The organism is Cupriavidus sp. HY129, assembly GCF_059492215.1.
Window position 1 is genome coordinate 940,916 of record NZ_CP083254.1, and the last position, 21,036, is coordinate 961,951.

Here is a 21,036-nt window from a genome sequence, read left to right on the forward strand (position 1 = left end):
CGCTGATGGCGCTGGGCTCGCTCTGGCTGGCGGGATGCGCCACCACGGTGACCACCGAGGTCACCGCGTTCCGGCAGGCCGGATGGCAGAACGATGCGCCGCGGACCTACGCGTTCGAACACACGTCGCAGCAGGAAGAGCAACTCGAGCGCCAGACCTTCGAGCAGTGGCTGGCGGACACCCTGTCCGGACTGGGTTTCGAGCAGCGCCCGGCCGGCCAGGCACGCTATCTGGTGACAATGGACTACGACGCCGCGCCCGGGATTGCCCAGGTGGCGGAGACCGTCTATCCGGACCCCTGGTACGGACCTTGGGGGCCGTACTGGGGCCCTTATGGTGGGTATCGACCCTATGGCCCCTGGGGATGGGGCCCCGGCTACTGGCCGCCCCAGACCGTGATACGCGACGTGCCCGTGACCTATTCGAGCGTGCGCGTCTATTTCAAGGATGCAGCCAGCGGCAAGCGTGTCTATCAGGTCACCGCCACCAATACGACAGAGAGTGGTAATCCGGCGGCGGTGATGCCCTACATGATCCGCAGCGCGTTCGTGGACTTCCCGGCCGAGAGCGGGCGGCCGCGTCGCGTGACGCTGGAGGTCGACAAGGACAAGAAGTAGCAGGGCGCCGCGCAATATCCTTTCGCCGGCGGGGGTGAAAGGTATTGGCTACCGTACGGTAAAAGGAGTTTTGCGTCCGGTGGCGGCAAAATCTTCCAATCGGGCGTGCCAAAGCCCTGCCGCCGCGTGGCGGCTGGGCTAGAATGGCTCCTCGATTTTTTCCCGCCTTTACCCGGACGAGCAGAGAATGAGCAGCAAGACCACCGGTGATGCACCGCAACATGCCCCCAATAGTCCCGAAGCGCAACTGCGCCTGGCTGCGCTGGAATACCACCGCAGCCCGACCAAGGGCAAGATCCAGGTAACGGCCACCAAGGCGCTGTCCAATCAGCGCGATCTGTCGCTGGCCTACTCCCCGGGCGTGGCCTACGCCTGCGAAGAGATCCACAAGGACCCCGCGATGGCCGCCGAGTACACCTCGCGCGCCAACCTCGTGGCCGTGGTGACCAACGGTACCGCCGTGCTGGGCCTGGGCGACATCGGTCCGCTGGCCGGCAAGCCCGTGATGGAAGGCAAGGGCTGCCTGTTCAAGAAATTCGCCGGCATCGATGTGTTCGACATCGAACTCGATGCACGCGACCCGGACAAGATCGTCGAGATCGTGGCGGCGCTGGAGCCGACGCTCGGCGGCGTGAACCTCGAGGACATTAAGGCTCCCGAGTGCTTCTACATCGAGCAGAAGCTGCGCGAGCGCATGAACATCCCCGTCTTCCACGACGATCAGCACGGCACGGCAATCATCTCGACCGCAGCGCTGCTGAACGGCCTGAAGGTGGTGGGCAAGGACATCGCGAAGGTCAAGCTGGCCGTCTCGGGCGCGGGCGCCGCCGCAATCGCGTGCCTGGATACGATGGTCAGCCTGGGCGTGAAGCGCGAGAACATCTACGTCGTCGACTCGAAGGGCGTGATCTTCCACGGCCGCGACGCGAACATGGAGGCCAACAAGGCTCGCTACGCACAGGACACGACGGCCCGCACGCTGGCCGACATCGTCAAGGATGCGGACGTGTTCCTGGGCTGCTCGACCGCGGGCGTGCTGACCGGTGACATGGTCAAGACCATGGCCGACCGTCCGATCATCCTGGCGCTGGCCAACCCGGAGCCGGAAATCCGCCCGGAAGTGGCCAAGGCCGCGCGTCCGGACTGCATCATCGCCACGGGCCGTTCGGACTATCCGAACCAGGTCAACAACGTGCTCTGCTTCCCGTACATCTTCCGTGGCGCGCTCGATTGCGGCGCCACGAAGATCACGGAAGCAATGAAGCTGGCCTGCGTGAAGGCGATCGCCGAACTGGCCGAAGCCGAACTGAACGACGCCGTGGCCGCCGCCTACGGTGGTCGTGAACTGAAGTTCGGCCCGGACTACATCATCCCGACGCCGTTCGACCAGCGCCTGATCGAGAAGATCGCGCCGGCCGTTGCCAAGGCCGCCGAGGAATCCGGCGTGGCCACGCGCCCGATCAAGGACCTCGAAGCCTACCGCCAGCAACTGACCAGCTACGTGTACCACACCGGCATGATCATGAAGCCAGTGTTCACGGCCGCCAAGGCCGCGCCGAAGCGCGTCGCCTACGCCGAGGGCGAAGAAGAGCGTGTGCTGCGTGCGGTGCAGGGCGTGGTGGACGAAGGTCTGGCCCGCCCGATCCTGATCGGTCGCCCGCACGTGATCCAGATGCGTATCGAGAAGGCGGGCCTGCGTCTGCGTCCGGGCGTCGATTTCGAACTGATCAACCCCGAGGACGATCCGCGCTATCGCGCCTATCACGAGGAGTACCACGCGCTGCGCGGCCGCGATGGTGTGACGCCGGACATGGCCAAGGTGGCGCTGCGCCGTTCGAATACGCTGATCGGCACAATGCTGATGCACATGGGCGATGCCGATGCACTGTTGTGCGGCACGGTGGGCCGGTTCGAGGCACATCTGGAGCACGTGCGCGACGTGATCGGCCTGGCGCCGGGTGCCAAGGTGTTCGCGGCCATGAACGCGCTGATGCTCGAAAAGTACACGCTGTTCATCACGGATACGTTCGTCAACGATGATCCGAGCGCCGAGGAACTGGCTGCCATCACGCAGCTTGCAGCCGAGGAAATCGCACGCTTCGGCCTGCACCCGAAGGTGGCGATGATGTCGCACTCGATGTTCGGTTCGTCGAACCGACCGTCGGCGCGCAAGATGCGCGACGCGGCCGAGATCCTGGCCCGTGTGGCCCCGCAGCTCGAAGTGGAAGGCGAGATGCAGGGCGATGCGGCGCTGGTCGAGGACGTGCGCCGTCATTTCCTGCCGGGCACAAAGCTGGCCGGCAGCGCCAATCTGCTGGTGATGCCGACGCTGGACGCCGCCAACATCGCGTTCAATCTGCTGAAGATCACGGGCGGCCAGGGCGTGACGGTGGGTCCGATCCTGCTTGGCGCGGCCAAGCCGGTGCACATCCTGAATCCGCAGGCGACCACGCGCCGTATCGTCAACATGACGGCCGTGGCTGTGGCGGAGTGCAACGCCACCCGCTGATGTTCACGATCTGAATATCTGCCGGAAGCAAAAAGAAACAGGGCCGCGAAAGCGGCCCTGTTTCATTGTCGGTGCGCTGGCACGTCTGCCGGAGTGTCAGCGCGTCGGCGGGTCAGTACGCACGGGTCGTGCCCTGTCTTGCCTACTACTCTCTACTGCAGCACGTTGTACTGCTCCCGCATCACCACGATGATCGAACGGGCCGCGGCCATCTGCTGTGCCAGATCGGGGAAAGTCTCCTGGCGAAAATCCACCTCGGCGCTCCAGTTGCAACCCGTATGGTCCGGCTGATGCACGCGCATTGCGTGCAACTCAACCTCGCCGCACTCCGGATTGTTGTCCAGGCACTGGCTCAGGATGGCCATCAGTTCCGACCGGGATTTCACATAGCGCCGCATGCGTCACCTCATTCGTTCCTGTTTACGTGGCCCAGCACAGAGGCCGGGAAACTAATCTAGGCAGCGGACGAAGGGCTTGCCAATTGAATCCGCCTATGGAGCAGTGGCTTCCCATCCTGCTTTGATTGCGCCTTGTTGCAATGCGGCGCAGCATTGTGACGCCTGTGTCATGGGGACACGCAACAAAAAAGCCCGCCGGAGGCGGGCTGTACGACCATTGATCCGGCGGAATATTCCGGGATCAGAACGGGATCAGAAGCGGTGGCGAACGCCGACACCGAAGGTGTCGCCGTGCTCGACGCCCGACACCTTGTCGTAGTAGTAGGCACCATAGACGTCGGTGCGCTTCGACAGGTTGTAGTCGTAGGCGACGGCGAACGTGTTGCGCTTGATGCCGGCAACTTCGTTCAGCACGCGGCCGTAGGTGTACGACGCCAGGATATTGCCTGCGCCAACCGGCACCGCGACGCCGGCCTGGCCGTCGATGTGCTTGATGTCGCCGCCATTGGTGCTCGTATTGAAGTTCGTCTTGATGTACTGGCCTTGCAGGAAGGCCTTGACGATCTTGAAGTCGTACGTCACGCCAGCCTGGACGGCGGACTGCTTGTCGAGGCCCGCGAGATTGGCATTCTGCGGGTCAAACGGAGCAACGTCGAACTTGACCTGCTGGAATGCCAGCGTCGCCGCGAAGTTACCGGCGAAGTAGGTCAGGTTGCCGCCCCACTTGTTCTTGCCGTTGTTACCGGGCGATTCGCCAAAGCCGTAGATGAAGTTCGCGGTCAGGCCACCGAAGTTAGGCGTCGAGTACAGCAGCGAGTTGTTCCAGCCCGAATCGCCCAGGATGCCCGGATCGGACACGCCGCCAACGTTCTGAGGCGTCGGGAAGTACGTGTGGAAGATCATCGGGCTGAACGTGTACGAGTCGACCAGCGGGTTGAACAGGATCGTCGACACGAAGTACGGCGTCGTGTTGCGGCCGATCTTCAGCGTGCCGTAGGTTTCGTTCGTCAGACCGACGAAGGCATTGCGGCTGAACATCGAGTCGCCGGTGAAGCGGCCCATGCTACCGGTGTCGGGGCGGAAGAAGCCGTTCAGGTCGAAGATGGCCTTCGTGCCCATGCCCAGGTCCTCGGTACCCTTGATGCCCCAGTACGAGGTTTGCATGCCACCCGAGTTGACTACGTAGGCGCGGTCGCCCGAGCCCGGATTCTTGACGCCTCCGATGAAAGCATCGGCCATGCCGTACAGCGTCACGCTGGACTGGGCCATGGCCGCGCCGGAGAAAAGGGTGGCTGCGATCGCCGCCAGCTTGAGAGCCGGCTTGTACTGCTTCTTCATGTTTAAGACCTCCGTGGTTGTAATGCTGCTCAGAACGCTTGCCTGTGTGCTGGAACCTGCTGGGTTCTCTCTAGTTCCGTGCCTGGGCGGCGCGCGGGGAATCGGCGCCGCCTGGCACGTTCTTGTCTCACAGTGATGCTCGATCTGCTGCTGAACGCTCCTGATTTCTCTCTCTTTTTTCGATGTGCTTTTTTTGGTCAGGCGGATACTAAGTCGTTCAGACGGAACTGCGCAATCCGATGAATCTGGTTGATGCAAGTTTGCAACTCGACCTCCGGGGCGTTTTCCAGGCGCCTTGCAAAAGCGTCGATGATGCCGTGCCGGTCATAGCCGCGGACCGCGAGGATGAACGGGAAGCCGAACTTGCGGTTGTAGGCTTCGTTCAGTCCCTGCAGGCGCTGGAATTCCTCGGGCGTGCACTGATCGAGTCCGGCGCCAGCCTGCTCGCGCGTGGATTCCGCCGTCAGCTCGCCGCGCACCGCGGCCTTGCCCGCCAGTTCCGGGTGAGCGCGCACGAGCTTGAGCTGTGCTTCCTGGCCCGCGGCATCTACGGCGCCGCGCAGGGCCGATGCCAGTTCCGCGGTATTGGCGAAGGGGCGCTTGTGTGCCGCCGTTTCGGCGAACCAGGGGGAGTGTTCGTAGATGCCGCCGAGGACCGCGATGAATTCGGCCTCGGGCATCGTGTTGAGTTGGGCGATCGTGTAGGTGGTCTGGCTCATGCATGGCTCCGATAGGGGTGGGTCTCAATCCAGTGGCGGGCGATATCGACACGCCTGCAGATCCACACCTTGTCGTGAGACTGCACGTAGTCCAGGAATCGCTGCAGCGCGCGGAAACGTCCCGGGCGACCCAGCAAGCGGCAATGCATGCCGATCGACAGCATCTTCGGGCGGTCCTGGCCCTGCGGATCGCCTTCGGCGTAGAGCACGTCGAAGGCATCCTTCAGATACTGGAAGAACTGCTCGCCCGTGTTGAAGCCCTGGGGCGTGGCGAAGCGCATGTCGTTGGTGTCGAGTGTGTACGGCACCACCAGATGGGGCTTCTTCTGGCCACCGGTGATTTCCACATCGGTCCAGAAGGGCAGGTCGTCGCCGTAGTAGTCGGCGTCATAGAGCAGCCCGCCGTGCTCGACAACCAGCCGGCGCGTGTTGGGGCTGTCGCGGCCGGTGTACCAGCCCAGCGGCATCTCGCCGGTCAGCTCCTTGATGATCTCCATGCCGATGCGCATGTGCTCGCGCTCGATGGCTTCGTCGATGCCCTGGTAGTGAATCCAGCGGTAGCCGTGGCAGGCGATCTCGTGGCCGAGTTCGACGAACGCGCGGGTCAGTTCCGGATGGCGCTGCAGCGCCATCGACACGCCGAAGACCGTCAGCGGCAGCTTGCGTTGCTCGAACTCGCGCAGCAGGCGCCAGACGCCGGCGCGCGAGCCGTATTCGTAGATGCCCTCCATGCTCATGTGTCGAGCCGGATAGGCGGCGGCACCAACGATCTCGGACAGGAACTGCTCGGATGCCGCGTCGCCGTGCAGCACGCAGTTCTCGCCGCCTTCCTCGTAATTGAGCACGAACTGCAGCGCGATGCGCGCGCCGCCCGGCCAGCGGGCGTGCGGCGGCTGCGCGCCGTAGCCAATGAGATCGCGTGGATAGTTATCGTGTGTCATTTCTATATTTCTGCTTCAGGAGAAACTGCCGCGCCCCGCGGGAGCCATGCTTCGAAGCGACCAGACTTACGCAAGGCGTATGCCAGAAACGCTCCCGTAGGGCTTGACAATCTGATGCCGACCGATGTCGATTGTCGGTGTCAGATTGTCGCTATTGATTGTTGTATTTGAATTGTCCGGAATCACTCCGTGCCGTGCGAGTTCGCGGCGGCATTGCGCATGGCTTCCTCGGCCGACTGGATGCCGTTGAAGAACAGGTTCAGCGCTACGGCGACGATGGTGCCCAGCACGATGCCACTGTGGGTGAACGGGTCGGTCCACTTGGGCAGGTACTGGAACAGCGTCGGCGACAGCGTCGGGATCATGCCGAAGCCGATCGAGATCGCAACGATGAAGAGGTTGTGGCGGTTGCGATTGAAATCGCACGAACCGAGGATGCGGATGCCGGTGGCGGCCACCATGCCGAACATCACGATGCCGGCGCCACCCAGCACGAACTGCGGCACCGAGGCCACCACGTGGGCCATCTTCGGGAACAGGCCGAACGCGATCAGGATCACGCCACCGGCTGCGGCGACGTAGCGCGAGCGCACGCCGGTCACCGTGACCAGGCCAACGTTCTGCGAGAACGACGTGTACGGGAACGTGTTGAAGATACCGCCGATCACGGTGCCCAGGCCGTCTGCGCGCAGGCCGGCGGTCAGGTCGTCACGGCTGAGCTTGCGGCCGGTGATGTCGGACAGGGCCAGGAACATGCCAGTCGACTCCACCAGCGTGATCAGCATCACGATGCACATCGAGAGGATGGCGGTGAGTTCGAACTTCGGGATGCCGAAATGCAGCGGGGTGATCACGGCGACGTAGCTGGCTTCGTTGAGGCCTTCGAACGAGACCTTGCCCAATCCCATCGCCACCAGCGTGCCGATGATGATGCCGAGCAGCACCGCGCAGTTGGCCACCAGGCCACGACCGTACTTGGTCAGCAGCAGGATGACGACGAGCACCAGGCCCGCGATGGCCAGGTTGCTGAGGTCTCCATAAGCGAGGTTGGGCACTTCCTTTACCACGCCGTCGATCACGGCGCGCGTGGTCGGCTGTCCGCCACCGGCCCAGTTGATACCCACCCGCATCAGCGACACCCCGATCAGCGTGATCACCGTGCCGGTGACCACAGGCGGGAACAGTCCCAGCATCCGGCCCATCATCGGCGCGATCAATATGCCGAAGATACCGGACGCGATCACCGCGCCATAGATGCCGAGCAGGCCGACATTCGGATCGTTGCCGATGGCGATCATCGGCGCCACCGACGCGAACGTGACACCCATCATCACCGGCATGCGGATGCCGAATTTCCAGAAGCCGAAGGCCTGAATCAGCGTGGCCAGGCCGGCGGCGAACAGGTCGGCGTTGATCAGGAACGCGAGTTGATCCTTGGGAAGCTTGAGCGCACCGCCGACGATCAGCGGAACCGCAACCGTGCCGGCATACATCACCAGCACGTGCTGCAGGCCCAGGGCAAGCAATCGCCCGGAGGGCAACCGCTCGTTTGTGAGATCCGTGGGGACCGTGGTGCTTGCGGAATTCATGGGTGTGTCTCCTCTCCTTTGGATTTGGATGGGAACGCGCGCCGGGTTTTTGTCCTGGCCATTCGCCGGTGTCTCTTTTTGGTGGACTTCCGTCGATGACTCTTGTCCGGTCTCGTGCCTGGCCTCTAGTTGGGCGTCTTTCGGCAGATGAGACCGCTGGTTCTAGATCGGCAACAGGGGGTGGCTGTTGCCCGGCGGCGGGAACATTGCGCTAGGTGGAGCGGCCCAGCACACTGCGAAGATCGAAGTTGCCGGGCTCATCCGGCTGAACGCGTTCCGCGCAGGCGCCAAGGTGGTGCGCCATGCGCGCCTGGGCCAGGGCGGCATCGCCCTGTTCCAGTGCATCGAGGATTTCGTCGTGCTCGTCGAACGAGCAGGCGTTGTGGCCCGGCGACTCCACGCTGGCAATCATCAGCGTGGTGCGCGACACCAGCCGGCGCATCATCGTCACGAGCAACTGGTTGCCGGACAGTTCGGCCAGCGCGGTGTGGAACTCGGCCGAGAGGCGGATCCAGCGCGGGCGCTCATGCGTCAGGAAGGCCTGGCGCTCGTCGTTGACCATCTTGCGCAGCGGGGCGATCACGGTGCGCACGTTGGGCAGGGAGGCGAGCTTCTCGAGCACGGCGCGCTCCAGCATCTGGCGCAGTTCGAACATGTCGTGCGCCTCGTCGGTGGACGGGCTGGCGATAAACGCGCCGCGATTCGGCTCCAGGTCGACCATGCCGTCGGCGGCCAGGCGCGACAGCACCTTGCGTACCGTATGACGGGCCGTGGCATAGATCTCGCAAAGCGAATGCTCGGTCAGCTTGGTCCTGGGAGGCAGCCGGTGCTCCATGATCGCGTCATAGATCTCGTGATACATGCGCTCCTCGACGGAGCCCTTGCGGGCCGGTTTGTTGTCGGTGAGCGCCGGCAGGGCGTCGGTCGCGGCAATAAGCTTGAGATTCTTGGACATCCTGGTCACTCGCAATGCAAGGTGGCGATGGTCGGCGATCGTAGCGAGTGGTTATCAAACCGACATCACGCGCCTTGATACCGATCATGCGGCCGTGCAGATCTAAAAATTGTTGACAATTATTTGGATATGCAAGCACCATTGTCAACAAAACCGCCTCAGGTTTTCGACAACTACGGGTATATACCGAGTTGTCATCAGGATGGCGCGGGCGCATTGTCGCCTCGCACCAATCCAGCGCCGGGATGCGTTGAAACACGTACCGAGCGGGCACCATTCCTCAAAATGGTGCTAGTGAAGGCAGCGGCGCCCCTCACAACCCACACCCCAAAGGAAGAACAGGATGGGACGCTTGACCACTCACGTTCTCGACACGGCAGCCGGGACGCCTGGCGCCGCAATGTCGATCACCCTTCATAAAATTGTCGACAATCGTCGCGAGACCCTGAAGAAGGTCACGACGAATCACGATGGCCGTTGCGACCAGCCGCTGCTGGAAGGCGCCGACCTCGTAGCGGGCGTCTACGAACTCGAGTTCGGCGCCGGCGACTATTTCCGTGCCCAGGGCGTCAAACTGCCCGAACCGGCATTCCTGGACGTGGTGACGCTGCGCTTCGGCATTGCCGATACCGCCGCGCACTACCACGTGCCGCTGCTGGTGTCGCCGTGGTCGTACTCGACCTACCGCGGCAGCTGATCAAGGCGGACGGGAATAAAGGAGACAAGTCATGGAAGGCTATATTCTCGACTGGGCCAATTTGCTCTTGCGTTGGCTCCACGTGATCACGGCGATTGCCTGGATCGGTTCGTCGTTCTACTTCGTCTGGCTGGACAACAGCCTGACGCGCCCCACCGCCAGCGACCTCAAGGACAAGGGTGTTGACGGTGAACTCTGGGCCGTGCACGGCGGCGGCTTCTACAACCCACAGAAGTACCTGACCGCGCCGAAGAGCCTGCCGGAGAACCTGCACTGGTTCTACTGGGAGTCGTATTCGACGTGGATGAGCGGCTTTGCGCTGCTGGTGGTGCTGTATCTGTTCAACGCGAGCACGTTCCTGATCGACAAGAATGTGTACGACATGTCGCCCGGCGCCGCCGTTGGCTTTGCCGTGTCATACCTCGTGCTTGGCTGGGTGGTCTACGACTCGATCTGCCGCATCTTCGGCAAGAGCGACCGTACCGTAGGCATTCTGGTGGCGGTCTATGTGGCAGTCGCGGCGTTTGTGGCGTGCCATATCTTCTCGGGCCGCGCGGCATTCCTGCTGACCGGTGCAATGATCGCGACGATCATGAGTGCCAACGTGCTGTTCTGGATCATCCCGGGCCAGCGCAAGGTAGTGGCGTCGCTGAAGGCCGGCCAGCCGGTGGATCCGATCCACGGCAAGCGCGGCAAGCAGCGTAGCGTTCACAACACGTACTTCACGTTGCCGGTGCTGTTCGCAATGCTGTCGAACCACTACAGCATGACGTACGCGGCCAAGAACAACTGGCTCGTGCTGATCATGGTGATGCTGGCCGGCGTGCTGATTCGCCAGTTCTTCATCCTGAAGCACAAGGGCAAGATCAACTTCGCATGGCCGACGGCCGGCGTGGCCTGCCTGGGCGTGGTGGCGTTCATGATCGCGCCGCAACCGCGTCCGCAAGTTGCCAGCAATGCTGCTGGTGACGCCGCCAATGCCGTGAGCTTCGTGAAGGTCCAGGAAATCATCAACACGCGTTGCGTGCAGTGCCACGCCGAGCAGCCGAAGATGATGCCGACCGCTGCCAAGGGGATCAAGCTGGACTCCGTCGATGGCATCAAGGCACACGCTCAGCTGATCTATCAACAGGCCGTGCAGCAGAAGGCGATGCCGTTGGGCAACGTCACGCAGATCACGGACGATGAACGCGCGCTCCTTGGCCAATGGTTCGAAGGCGGCGCGAAAACCACCAACTGATTTTTGACCGAGCATCGGTGATCGACGGTCCGGAGGCTGCGCAGTTTGCAGCTGGCTGTTCCGGACCGGCGAGGGTTTGAGCGGGGCTTAGGCCCCGTTTTTTTATTTCCGGATCGGAATTGCTTCTCCCCGCGCCCGCTGAGCGGGAGAGGGGAGCCACGATTCTCAGCCGCCGACGTTGAACAGCGCCAGCAGACCCAGCACCAGGAAGATCGCAGCGGCGATCTTGTGCACCAGGGCGATCGGCATCTTGTTGGCGAAACGGTCGCCAAGCAGGACGGCGGGGGCGTTGGCGAGCATCATGCCGAACGTCGTGCCGGCCACCACCGCAATCACTTCGCCATGGAAGCGCGCGGCCAGCGCCACGGTGGCGATCTGCGTCTTGTCGCCCATCTCGGCGAAGAAGAACGCGATGATCGTGGTGCCCAGGATGCCGAGCGCGCCCTTGACGGGTTTGGCTTCCTCAGCGTCGTCGAGCTTGTCTGGAATCAGCATCCAGCCGGCCATCGCAATAAACCCGAGGCCGAGAATCCAGCGCAGCAGGTCTACACCGACCACGCCTGTGATCCAGCCGCCGAGCGCGCCGGCAAAGCCATGGTTGACCAGTGTCGCGATCAGGATTCCCAGAATGATGGGAATTGGCTTGCGGTAGCGAGCAGCCAGGACGAGCGACAGCAACTGCGTCTTGTCGCCCATTTCAGCGAGCGCGACGATGCCTGTGGAGACGAGGAACGATTCCATTTTTTGTCGTTTGAATAACCGGGCCGCAAATGCATCGCGAGATGCCAATGACGCACACCTTTCCCGGCCCGGCCAGAAAGGTGAGGTCATCGGTCTCGCCAGGCACTGGACACAAGGTCCTGGGCTGCGCACGCCATAACCGCCTGCCATGTCGGCATTTGGTCAAGTCTGTTGACGTACGCCCCTGTCTTCCGGGTGCCGCATTGCGCGGCGCGGTGAGATCAGGGCGGCTACTCCCCAATGGAAGGTCGCATTTTAGCGAGACTGGCGACCGAAGTCCACCCGTCTCGCAGTTTCTGTCAATTCAAGGGAATGTCGCTAACGCCGCCATTCCCGATGTGCTCAGACCGGAGTCGGAGCGTTTTCGCTGGTCTGGCGACCGCGGAAATCCGTCCAGCACAGCGCCTTGAAGTCGTAGAGCTTGCAGCGGCGGGCTGTATGGAAATACCAGCGCCACGAGAACTTCTCGATGATGATGCGACCCGGCAGTGCGTGCTCGAGCAGCGCCTGGGCGCGCTTGAGCTGGTACAGCGGGATGCTCATGTCCACGTGGTGGGCCGTGTGCTCCATGATGTGATGCAGGGCCGCGCCGATACCGAAGTTGAAGCGCAGATGCACGGTCGTCGACACGAACGGCTGGGCCTTCGCCCACATGGCCTTGGTGTCGTACCACGCCACGCTGGTATGCGTATGGTGGACGTACAGCACGAAGCCAACGGTGGCGTTCCAGATCAGGAAGGGCAGCACGAAGCCGGTGCCGACCAGCAGCAGCGGGGATTGCCCGGTGGCCACGGCCAGCCAGACCAGCGCGCCGATCCAGAGCGCGCCGAAAGCTGCCACGAGCGCGCAGTCCCACATGAAGATCGGGCGACGGGTCGCCATCTGGCGCTTGCTGGGGAAGAACAGCTTGAACCACCAGATCTCGATCAGGTAGTAAAGGCCGGCGCCAAGGCCGTTGCGGTAGATGCGCTCCAGAATCCGGCGGCTGCGCGGCAGCGCGCGGAATTCCTCGAGCGAGTAGGGCGCCCAGACGAAGTCGAAGCCCTTCAGGTTCGTGTAACCGTGATGGACGACGTTATGGCCGACTTCCCAGAGGCTATAAGGCGTGAGCGACGGCAGGAACGTGAGCCGGCCCAGCCACTTGTTCAGGCCACGATGGTCGGTCAGGCTCTGGTGGCAGGCGTCGTGGCCGATGATGAACAGGCGCGCGATGATCAGTCCGGCCAGCACGCCGAGCCCAACCTTGGCCCACCAGGGTGATGCCAGGACCACGCCGGCCAGTACGGCAGCGAACAGCGCGTAATCGAACGCGAACAGAAGCAGCGCGCGCGCGGTGCTGCGGCCGCCGAGGGGAATCAGCCAGCTGCGGATCGTCTTGCGGTTCGGAAACGGGGCCTCGAAGGCGATTGGCTCCGGCAGGGGGATGTTCTTGGCCGGGCGTTTGGGGCGGTTCGTGCTGTGGTTCGGCGCTTGCGAGATCGCGTCGGCGTCGGCCGGCGAGAGGGTGTCGGATGGGGCAGTCATCAAAGGTCTGGCGAGTCGGTATGCATGTGCGTCTGCCCGGATGGGCGGACTTTATATGCGTGACAGGCTAGAAGGCTTTGATGACCGTTGTGTTGATTATGGTCAATGCTCCGCGAGGGCGGATTCGCATTGAGACCAAAAAAGCACATCGGCGGACCATGTTTGAGTGGAATCGGCCGATCCACACAAATATGCCCCGCCTACGCCCGATCAGGCGGCGACCGGGCTGGTGGCCTCGCCCATGATGTAGACGTTCTCGATGACCCGGTCGTCGCCAAGCATCGCGAACGCGAACAACTGCTCTTCGAGCGTTTCCGAGCGGCTGCTGCGGCGCGAAATCAGCGGCGTGGCGTCCGGGTCCAGCACGACGAAGTCGGCCTCGCAGCCCACCTCGAAGCTGCCGATCCGGTCCTGCCAGCCCAGCGCCTCCGCGGCGGCGCGCGTGGCCAGGTAGAACATGCGCAGCGCTGTCAGGTGGTAGCCGCCCATCCGCGCCACCTTGTGCGCGGCGTTCATGGTGCGGAACATCGAAAACGACGTGCCGCCGCCAACGTCCGTCGCCAGCGTGACGTTCAGGCGATTCGCATCCGATTGGTGGAAGTCGTAGAAGCCGCTGCCCAGGAACAGGTTCGACGTAGGGCAGTGCGCCACGGCCGCGCCGCTGTCTGCCAGACGGCGGCGGTCATCCTGGTCGAGGTAGATCGCGTGGCCGTAGAACGCTCCCGGGCGCAGGAGGTTGTAGCGGTCGTAGACGTCCAGGTAGCTGCGCGCATCGGGGAAAAGCTCGGCCACCCATTTCACCTCGTCGCGGTTTTCCGCCACGTGGGTCTGGATGAAGACGTCGCTGTGGGCTTTCGCCAACTCGCCGCAGGCTTCCAGCTGTGCCTCGGTGGAAGTCGGCGCGAAGCGCGGCGTGATCGCGTAGGCCAGGCGATCGACGTTGTGCCATTTCGAGATCAGGTCGGCCGATTCACGCGCGCCGCTCTCGGCCGTGTCGCGCAGGAAGTCCGGGCAGTTGCGATCCATCAGCACCTTGCCGGTGATCATGCGCATGTGGCGTTGCTGGCTGGCGGCGAACAGTGCGTCGGCCGATGCCGCGTGCACGGTGCTCCAGACCATGGCGGTGGTCGTGCCATTGCGCAGCAGTTCGTCGGTGAAGAAATCGGCGACGGCCCGCGCATAGGCGGGGTCGCTGAAGCGGCGCTCCTCGGGGAACGTGTACGTGTCCAGCCAGTGCAGCAGGCCCGGCGACGGCGACGCGATGATGTCGGTCTGCGGGTAGTGGATGTGCGTGTCGATGAACCCGGGCACGATCAGCTTGCCGCGATGGTCGACGACTTCGGCGCCTTGCGGGATATCGCGTGACAGGTCCGCGTAATTGCCGACTGCGGCGATGCGGCCGGCCTTCACGATCATGACGCCGTCTTCCCAATACTGATAGGCGTCGTCATGAAACTGCGGGTCACGCAGGAAGTGCAGAATGCGGCCGCGGATTGCGCGGGTCACGGCGTTGTCGGCGCCAGATGCAGGGGAAGTCGTCGTCATCTTCATGTCTTCGGGGCGGCCGGTGCCTCGCCCGTTCGGTATTGCAACGGGCGAAGCATCCGGCGTTCTTGAAATGCGCCCGGTCAGGTCGTGGTTGTCACGTTGGCCGTTGCGGGCGGGGATGCGGGCGTGGCCGACCAGAAGTGGTCGACTTCAGCCAGGAATTCGGCCTTCTGCACGTCCGGCAGGAAGGCCGCTTCAAAACTGTTGCGGGCGAGCTTGTGGGCATCGGCCGCATCAAGCGGGAGTGCGTCGAACGATGCCTCCCAGTTCGCGTTCATATAGCCGCCGAAATAGGCGGGGTCGTCCGAATGGAGCGTCACGGCCACACCGGCGTCGAGCAGGCGCTTCATCGGGTGATCGCGCAGGTCGGGATGGACCATCAGCTTCTGGTTCGACAGCGGGCAAACGGTCAGCGCCACGCGTTCACGTGCAAGGCGCTGCACCAGCGCCTCGTCCTCGATCGCGCGCACGCCGTGGTCGATCCGCTCGACCTTGAGGATGTCCAGCGCATCGGTCACGTACTGCGGCGGGCCTTCCTCGCCAGCGTGCGCCACCAGATGCAGGCCGAGTTCCTTCGCGCGGGCAAACACACGCGCGAACTTCTCGGGTGGGTTGCCGCGTTCCGAAGAATCCAGCCCCACGCCGACAAAGCGGTCGCGGTAGGGCAGAGCGGCCTCCAGCGTGGCCAGCGCATCCTCCTCGGACAGGTGGCGCAGGAAGCAGAGGATCATGCTGCTCGAAAAATCGTACTCGGTGCGTGCCTGAGCCAGTGCGTCGGCGATGCCGTCGATCACCGTGCCCATCGGCACGCCACGCGCGGTATGGGTCTGCGGGTCGAAGAAGATCTCGGCATGGCGGACGTTGTCGGCGGCGGCGCGCTTGACGTAGTCCATCGTCATGTCGAAGAAATCTTCTTCGGTCAGCAACACGCTGGCGCCGGCGTAGTAGATGTCCAGAAACGATTGCAGGTCCGTGAAGGCGTACGCGGCGCGTAGCGCTTCCACGTCCGGATAGGCCAGCTTGACGTTGTTGCGCTGGGCCAGCCTGAAGATGCGCTCGGGTTCGAGCGTGCCTTCGATATGCACGTGCAGTTCGGCCTTGGGGGTACGGCGGATCTTGTCCGCCAGCGCGGCATCAATGGTCATGGGGCCTCTTGTCTTATGGCGGCAGCCGGATCACGGCTGCCCGGTTACGGATGCACCGCCTCCCGCCGGCTGGCGGCCAGCGCAGCTGCGCGCTGGTCGCGGACCTGGAGCAGTTGGGCGACGATGGCTACCGCAATCATAGCCGGTGCCTTGTCCGTGATGCCGGAGACTCCCATGGGACATGTCATTTCCGGAAAGCGCGCGGCGTCGATGCCGTGCTCGGCCATCCGGTGTTCGAACTTCGCGCGCTTGGTCTTCGAGCCGATCAGGCCGAAGTAAGCGAAATCGGTGCGGCGGAAGATCCGCTCGCAGAGGGTCTGGTCGAGCGCATGGCTGTGCGTCATGACCAGGAAATAGCTGCCTGCCGGGGCCTGGTCGACCACGGCTTCTGCCGTATCGGTCGCTTCGGCCTCGATGTTCTCGGGCAGGCCGGCGGGGAAGAGCGTGTCGCGTTCGTCGACCCAGTGCACGCGGCAGGGCAACGTGGCCAGCACCTTGACCAGCGCGTGGCCGACATGCCCCGCGCCAAACAGCACGACGTGCATGTCGTCCGGCACGAGCGTGTCGATCCAGCTGTCATCGGCGGCAAGTTGCACCGACGGCAACAGGTCGCGGCTGGCTTCCGTGCGAACCGCTCCGGTCACCGGTACATGCCGCGCGAGTGCCTTGCCGGTCGCGAAGGCCGATTCCACCGCGTCGAGCCAGGCCAGATCGTCATGGGTCAGCACTTCAAACGCCAGGCGCACGACGCCGCCGCAGCATTGACCCAGTGCGGGCCCAAGCGGAATACGCTCGATGCGGCGCTGCTCCCCGTTTTCGCCCTTTGCGATCATCTCTCGGGCGATGTCCATGCCGCGCCACTCCAGGTGGCCGCCGCCGATCGTGCCAACAAGGTCGTCGGCCGTCACCAGCATGCGGATGCCCGCCTCGCGCGGCGCGGAACCCTTGACTTCGACGATGGTGACCATCGCCACGGGCATGCCGGCGCGCACCCAGCGGGTGGCGTCGGCGAAGCGGAACGGTTTGAGGGGGGCGTCCTGCATGATCGGTCCTGGTATTGCGTCAGGCGGAAACCACGGCGGCCTGCACGGCCTCCACGGCGTCGAGGATCGCTTCGCTGGTGGCGGGCGCGCGCAGCGGCGGGTTGACCTTGTAGTCGCCCACCGCAGCAATCGCATCGCGGATCGCGAAGAACACCGAGAACGGCAGCAGTAGCGGTGGCTCGCCAACGGCCTTCGAGCGATGGATGCTGTCCTCGACGTTTCGGTTCTGGAACAGCCGCACGTTGAACGCTTCAGGGCAGTCGTTGATCGTCGGGATCTTGTAGGTCGAGGGCGCGTGCGTCATCAGCTTGCCGTTCTGGTTCCACCACAGTTCCTCTGTGGTCAGCCAGCCCATGCCCTGGATGAACGCGCCTTCGACCTGGCCGATATCGATGGCCGGGTTCAGCGACTTGCCGGCGTCGTGCAATGCATCGGCACGCAGCAGCTTCCATTCGCCGGTCAGTGTATCGACCAGCACTTCCGAGCACGCTGCGCCGTAGGCGTAGTAATAGAACGGGCGGCCCTGCAGCGCCTTCTGGTCCCAGTGCAGCTTGGGCGTGGTGTAGAAACCATCGGACCACAGTTGCACGCGGGCCACATAGGCTTCGCGGGCCAGATCACCGAACGACTGGCGCAGCTCGCCAGCCACCACGAGGTCGTCGCCGAAGCGCACGTCTTCGACGGGCACGCCGGCCTTGCGGGCGGCGAACGCGGCCAGCCGCTCGCGGATCTGGCGGGCGGCGTCCTGCGCGGCCTTGCCGTTCAGGTCGGCGCCGGTCGATGCGGCGGTTGCGGACGTGTTGGCTACCTTGCTGGTGTCCGTAGCGGTCACGCGCACACGTTCCATGCGGATGCCGAGTTCGTGCGCCACGACCATCGCCACCTTGGTGTTCAGGCCCTGGCCCATTTCCGTGCCACCGTGGTTCACGAGCACCGAGCCGTCGTTGTAGACGTGCACGAGCGCGCCGGCCTGGTTGTAGTGGGCCACGTTGAACGAGATGCCGAACTTGACCGGCGTGATGGCGATCCCTTTCTTGAGGATCGGGCTGGTCTCATTGAACGCGCGCGTGGCGGCGCGGCGGGCCTTGTATTCGCTCGATGCCACGAGTTCGTCGATCAGCTCGTGGATGACGTTGTCTTCGACGGTCTGACCATACGGCGTGACGTTGTTGTCCGTCTTGCCGTAGAAGTTGGCGCGGCGCACGTCGAGCGAATCCTTGCCCACGTTGCGCGCGATGTTGTCGAGGATGTACTCCACGGCGAACGCGCCTTGCGGGCCGCCGAAGCCGCGGAACGCGGTGTTGCTCTGCGTGTTGGTCTTGCCGCAGTAGCCGTCGATCTGCACGTTCGGCAGCCAGTAGGCATTGTCGAAGTGGCAGATCGCGCGCGTCATGACCGGACCCGACAGGTCGGCCGAGAAGCCCGCGCGAGACACCATCTCCACGCGCACGCCTTCGATGCGGCCGGCGTCATCGTGGCCGACATCGAAGTCGAACACGAAATCGTGACGCTTGCCGGTGATCATCATGTCGTCGTCGCGGTCCGGACGCAGCTTGACCGGGCACAGCAGCTTCCATGCGGCCAGCGACGCGCAGCAGGCGAACATGGCCGACTGCGATTCCTTGCCGCCGAAGCCACCGCCCATGCGGCGGCACTCCACCAGCACCTGATGCGCGTGCCAGCCGAGCATGTGGGCCACGTGATGCTGCATTTCGGTCGGGTGTTGCGTCGAACACCAGACGTGCATGCCGTCGTTCTCGCGCGGCACGGCGTAGGCGATCTGGCCTTCCAGATAGAACTGCTCCTGACCGCCCAGGTGGATCTTGCCGGCGTCGCGGTGGATGGCCGCGTCGATGTGGCGGGCAGGTTCGCCGCGCTTCAGATGCATCGGCGGCAGCACATAGCTGCCTGCGGCGTGCGCGGCCTCGGGCGACAGCACGGGGGGCAGGTCTTCGTACTCGATGTCGGCCAGACGGGCGGCGCGGCGTGCCGCGTCATGCGACGTCGCTACCACGATGAAGATCGGCTGACCGATGAACTGAACGACGTCCTTCACCAGGATCGGGTCGTCATGGATGATCGGGCCGCATTCGTTGGCGCCAGGAATGTCGTCGACGGTCAGCACCGACACCACGCCGGGCGCCTTGCGCACGCGTTCGAGACCGATCGACTTCAGGCGCGCATGGGCGCGCGCGCTCATGCCGAGCGCGGCGTGCAGCGTGCCAGCCAGCTCGGGAATGTCGTCGGTATAGGTGGCGGTGCCTGCCACGTGCAGGTGGGCCGATTCATGCGGGCGCGAGATGCCCACTTGCGGCGCCGATTCGGCGGCGACGCTGGCGTCGAGCAGGAAAGGTTCGGTTTGCTTGTTCATGCAGGCTCTCCTCAGGCGCTCACGGTTTCACCGGCGCCGATGGCGCGGACGTTGACCATGGCGGCGGGCAACGCGCCGTCGCGCGTTTCCAGCCAGAAGCGATAGAGCAGGTTGGCGGCGCCCCGGCTGCGATAGTCGGCAGTGGCGCGCATATCGGTCAGTGGTGTGTAGTCCTGGCCCAGCGCCGCCATGCCGGCGCGCGCGGTGGCCTCGTTCCAGGGCTTGCCGGTCAGCGCATCCTCTGCCAGCACAGCCCGTTTCGGGGTGGCGGCCATGCCGCCGAAGGCGATGCATGCTGCCGTGACGATGCCGTTCTCGACCGTGATGCCAAACGCGGCGCACACGGCGGAGATATCCTCGTCAAAGCGCTTGGACAGCTTGTACGTGCGGAAATGCTGCGGCCCTTGCACCGGCACGCGCAGTCCGGCGACGAATTCGCCTTCGACCATGGCCGTCTTCTGGTAGGCCAGGTACAGGTCCTCGAGCGGCATCACGCGGCGGACGTCGCCACGTTGCAGCACGACTTCCGTGCCCAGGGCAATCAGCGCCGGCATCGAGTCACCGATCGGCGAGCCGTTGGCAATGTTGCCGCCCAGCGTGCCGGCATTGCGGATCGGCAGGGAAGCAAAGCGCTTCCACAGTTCCTCGAGCTCCGGATGGGCGGTGTTCAGCGCGGCATAGGCTTTTTCCAGCGTCACGGCGGCACCGATTTCGATGAAGCCGTCGCGCTCGGCGATCTGGTTCAGATCTTCCACCTGACCGACGTAGAGCAGGTTGCCCAGTTCGCGGAACTGCTTGGTTACCCACAGGCCGACGTCCGTGCTGCCGGCCAGGATGCGGATGTTCGGCTCGGCGGCCTTGATCGCGCCGAATTCGGCGGCCGTGCGCGGGGCGTAGAAATGCTGGCCGCGCGCGTTGTAGTGGAACGTCTCGCCGCGCTTCAGGCTGCGCAGCGTGTCGGCGATCTGGCGGGGGTCGATGCGGTCGGCCTGCGGCGCGGGCAGGGCCATCATGCGCTGGCCGGCGTCGACGATCGGGCGATAGCCGGTGCAGCGGCAAAGGTTGCCGGTCAGGGCGTCGCAGATGGTCTGGCGCGGGGGCGGCTCGCCACCCGGGGTGTGCTGCTGGTACAGCGCCCACAGCGACATCACGAAGCCGGGGGTGCAGAAACCGCATTGCGAACCGTGGCACTCGACCATGGCTTCCTGCACGGGGTGCAGCGCGCCATCTGCCTGACGCAGGTCTTCGACCGTGATCAGGGCCTTGCCGTCGAGCGTGGGCAGGAACTGGATGCAGGCGTTGACGGCCTTGAATTCGACATCGCCGCTGTCCTGCAACTCGCCGATCACGACAGTGCAGGCGCCGCAGTCGCCTTCGGCGCAGCCTTCCTTGGTGCCGGTACAGCGGACATCTTCGCGCAGGTACTGCAGCAGGGTGCGCGTCACGGGGGCGTCGGATACTTCCTGGACCTGGCCGCGGTGGTAGAAGCGGATGGTTTGCGTCTCCATGATCTTCTCTCTTTCGGGGATGGCGGAAACATAGCACTGGCCCTTTGACGCAATATTCGGCCCATGTGATATGCCCCATCAACGCGCGCATCCGGCGGCGGCCCGGCCGGAGCCGCGCCAGTCCACGGGCCGTCTGGCGGCGATCTACGGGTC

General features: G+C 64.1%; 17 protein-coding genes and 1 riboswitch. Of the genes, 4 read left to right on the top strand and 13 right to left on the bottom strand.

The window, feature by feature from the left end; translation table 11 throughout:
* Positions 1-5 precede the first annotated feature (5 nt).
* On the top strand, positions 6-617 hold the full coding sequence (locus tag K6G35_RS04365) for a DUF4136 domain-containing protein (protein WP_286879991.1): 612 nt from the start codon (positions 6-8) through the stop codon (positions 615-617).
* 187 nt (positions 618-804) lie between these two features.
* The gene (locus K6G35_RS04370; protein ID WP_035881642.1) at positions 805-3,126 is read left to right on the top strand and encodes an NADP-dependent malic enzyme; all 2,322 of its coding nucleotides are present in this window, start codon (positions 805-807) and stop codon (positions 3,124-3,126) included.
* 152 nt (positions 3,127-3,278) lie between these two features.
* On the opposite strand, the gene K6G35_RS04375 is transcribed toward K6G35_RS04370, so the two are convergent.
* The 6 genes from K6G35_RS04375 to K6G35_RS04400 form a co-directional block, all read right to left on the bottom strand.
* Positions 3,279-3,524, bottom strand: coding sequence for a hypothetical protein (locus K6G35_RS04375; protein WP_008649756.1), 246 nt, complete (start codon positions 3,522-3,524; stop codon positions 3,279-3,281).
* Between the two features lie 252 nt (positions 3,525-3,776).
* Positions 3,777-4,862, bottom strand: coding sequence for a porin (locus K6G35_RS04380; RefSeq protein ID WP_035881643.1), 1,086 nt, complete (start codon positions 4,860-4,862; stop codon positions 3,777-3,779).
* A gap of 197 nt (positions 4,863-5,059) precedes the next feature.
* Positions 5,060-5,581, bottom strand: a complete 522-nt coding sequence (gene uraD / locus K6G35_RS04385) for a 2-oxo-4-hydroxy-4-carboxy-5-ureidoimidazoline decarboxylase (RefSeq protein ID WP_035881644.1) — start codon at positions 5,579-5,581, stop codon at positions 5,060-5,062.
* Positions 5,578-6,522 (bottom strand): allantoinase PuuE, encoded by a 945-nt coding sequence (gene puuE / locus K6G35_RS04390; protein ID WP_008649761.1) that lies wholly within the window; start codon positions 6,520-6,522, stop codon positions 5,578-5,580. Before puuE ends, uraD begins: the two co-directional genes overlap by 4 nt.
* A 182-nt stretch (positions 6,523-6,704) precedes the next feature.
* Positions 6,705-8,111 carry a nucleobase:cation symporter-2 family protein gene (locus K6G35_RS04395; RefSeq protein WP_008649762.1) on the bottom strand — a complete coding sequence of 469 codons (1,407 nt, stop codon included), beginning with the start codon at positions 8,109-8,111 and terminating at the stop codon, positions 6,705-6,707.
* A gap of 211 nt (positions 8,112-8,322) precedes the next feature.
* Positions 8,323-9,066, bottom strand: a complete 744-nt coding sequence (locus K6G35_RS04400) for a GntR family transcriptional regulator (protein WP_008649764.1) — start codon at positions 9,064-9,066, stop codon at positions 8,323-8,325.
* A gap of 343 nt (positions 9,067-9,409) precedes the next feature.
* Between K6G35_RS04400 and uraH the strand changes: the two genes are divergently transcribed.
* Together uraH and K6G35_RS04410 are read left to right on the top strand one after the other, a co-directional pair.
* The gene (gene uraH / locus K6G35_RS04405; RefSeq protein ID WP_011515711.1) at positions 9,410-9,763 is read left to right on the top strand and encodes a hydroxyisourate hydrolase; all 354 of its coding nucleotides are present in this window, start codon (positions 9,410-9,412) and stop codon (positions 9,761-9,763) included.
* Positions 9,764-9,794: 31 nt separating this feature from the next.
* Positions 9,795-11,003 (top strand): urate hydroxylase PuuD, encoded by a 1,209-nt coding sequence (locus K6G35_RS04410; RefSeq protein WP_035881649.1) that lies wholly within the window; start codon positions 9,795-9,797, stop codon positions 11,001-11,003.
* A 165-nt stretch (positions 11,004-11,168) separates the two neighbouring features.
* Here K6G35_RS04410 and K6G35_RS04415 read toward each other — a convergent pair whose 3' ends face one another.
* The 7 genes from K6G35_RS04415 to xdhA all read right to left on the bottom strand — a co-directional run bounded on the left by K6G35_RS04415 (position 11,169) and on the right by xdhA (position 20,883).
* Positions 11,169-11,744 (bottom strand): TMEM165/GDT1 family protein, encoded by a 576-nt coding sequence (locus K6G35_RS04415; RefSeq protein WP_008649773.1) that lies wholly within the window; start codon positions 11,742-11,744, stop codon positions 11,169-11,171.
* A 28-nt stretch (positions 11,745-11,772) separates the two neighbouring features.
* A riboswitch (yybP-ykoY riboswitch) is annotated at positions 11,773-11,995 on the bottom strand.
* Positions 11,996-12,086: 91 nt separating this feature from the next.
* Positions 12,087-13,268, bottom strand: coding sequence for a fatty acid desaturase (locus tag K6G35_RS04420; RefSeq protein ID WP_035881650.1), 1,182 nt, complete (start codon positions 13,266-13,268; stop codon positions 12,087-12,089).
* Positions 13,269-13,478: 210 nt separating this feature from the next.
* On the bottom strand, positions 13,479-14,813 hold the full coding sequence (guaD, locus tag K6G35_RS04425; protein ID WP_024569101.1) for a guanine deaminase: 1,335 nt from the start codon (positions 14,811-14,813) through the stop codon (positions 13,479-13,481).
* Positions 14,814-14,896: 83 nt separating this feature from the next.
* Entirely contained in the window at positions 14,897-15,961 is a 1,065-nt protein-coding gene (locus tag K6G35_RS04430) for an adenosine deaminase (RefSeq protein WP_011515716.1), read from the bottom strand.
* 44 nt (positions 15,962-16,005) lie between these two features.
* Positions 16,006-17,004: a xanthine dehydrogenase accessory protein XdhC gene (xdhC, locus tag K6G35_RS04435; protein ID WP_495676134.1), complete on the bottom strand. Its 999-nt coding sequence runs from the start codon at positions 17,002-17,004 to the stop codon at positions 16,006-16,008.
* Between the two features lie 19 nt (positions 17,005-17,023).
* Positions 17,024-19,375: a xanthine dehydrogenase molybdopterin binding subunit gene (gene xdhB, locus K6G35_RS04440; RefSeq protein WP_495676135.1), complete on the bottom strand. Its 2,352-nt coding sequence runs from the start codon at positions 19,373-19,375 to the stop codon at positions 17,024-17,026.
* Positions 19,376-19,386: 11 nt separating this feature from the next.
* Positions 19,387-20,883, bottom strand: a complete 1,497-nt coding sequence (gene xdhA, locus K6G35_RS04445) for a xanthine dehydrogenase small subunit (protein WP_035881654.1) — start codon at positions 20,881-20,883, stop codon at positions 19,387-19,389.
* Positions 20,884-21,036 lie beyond the last annotated feature (153 nt).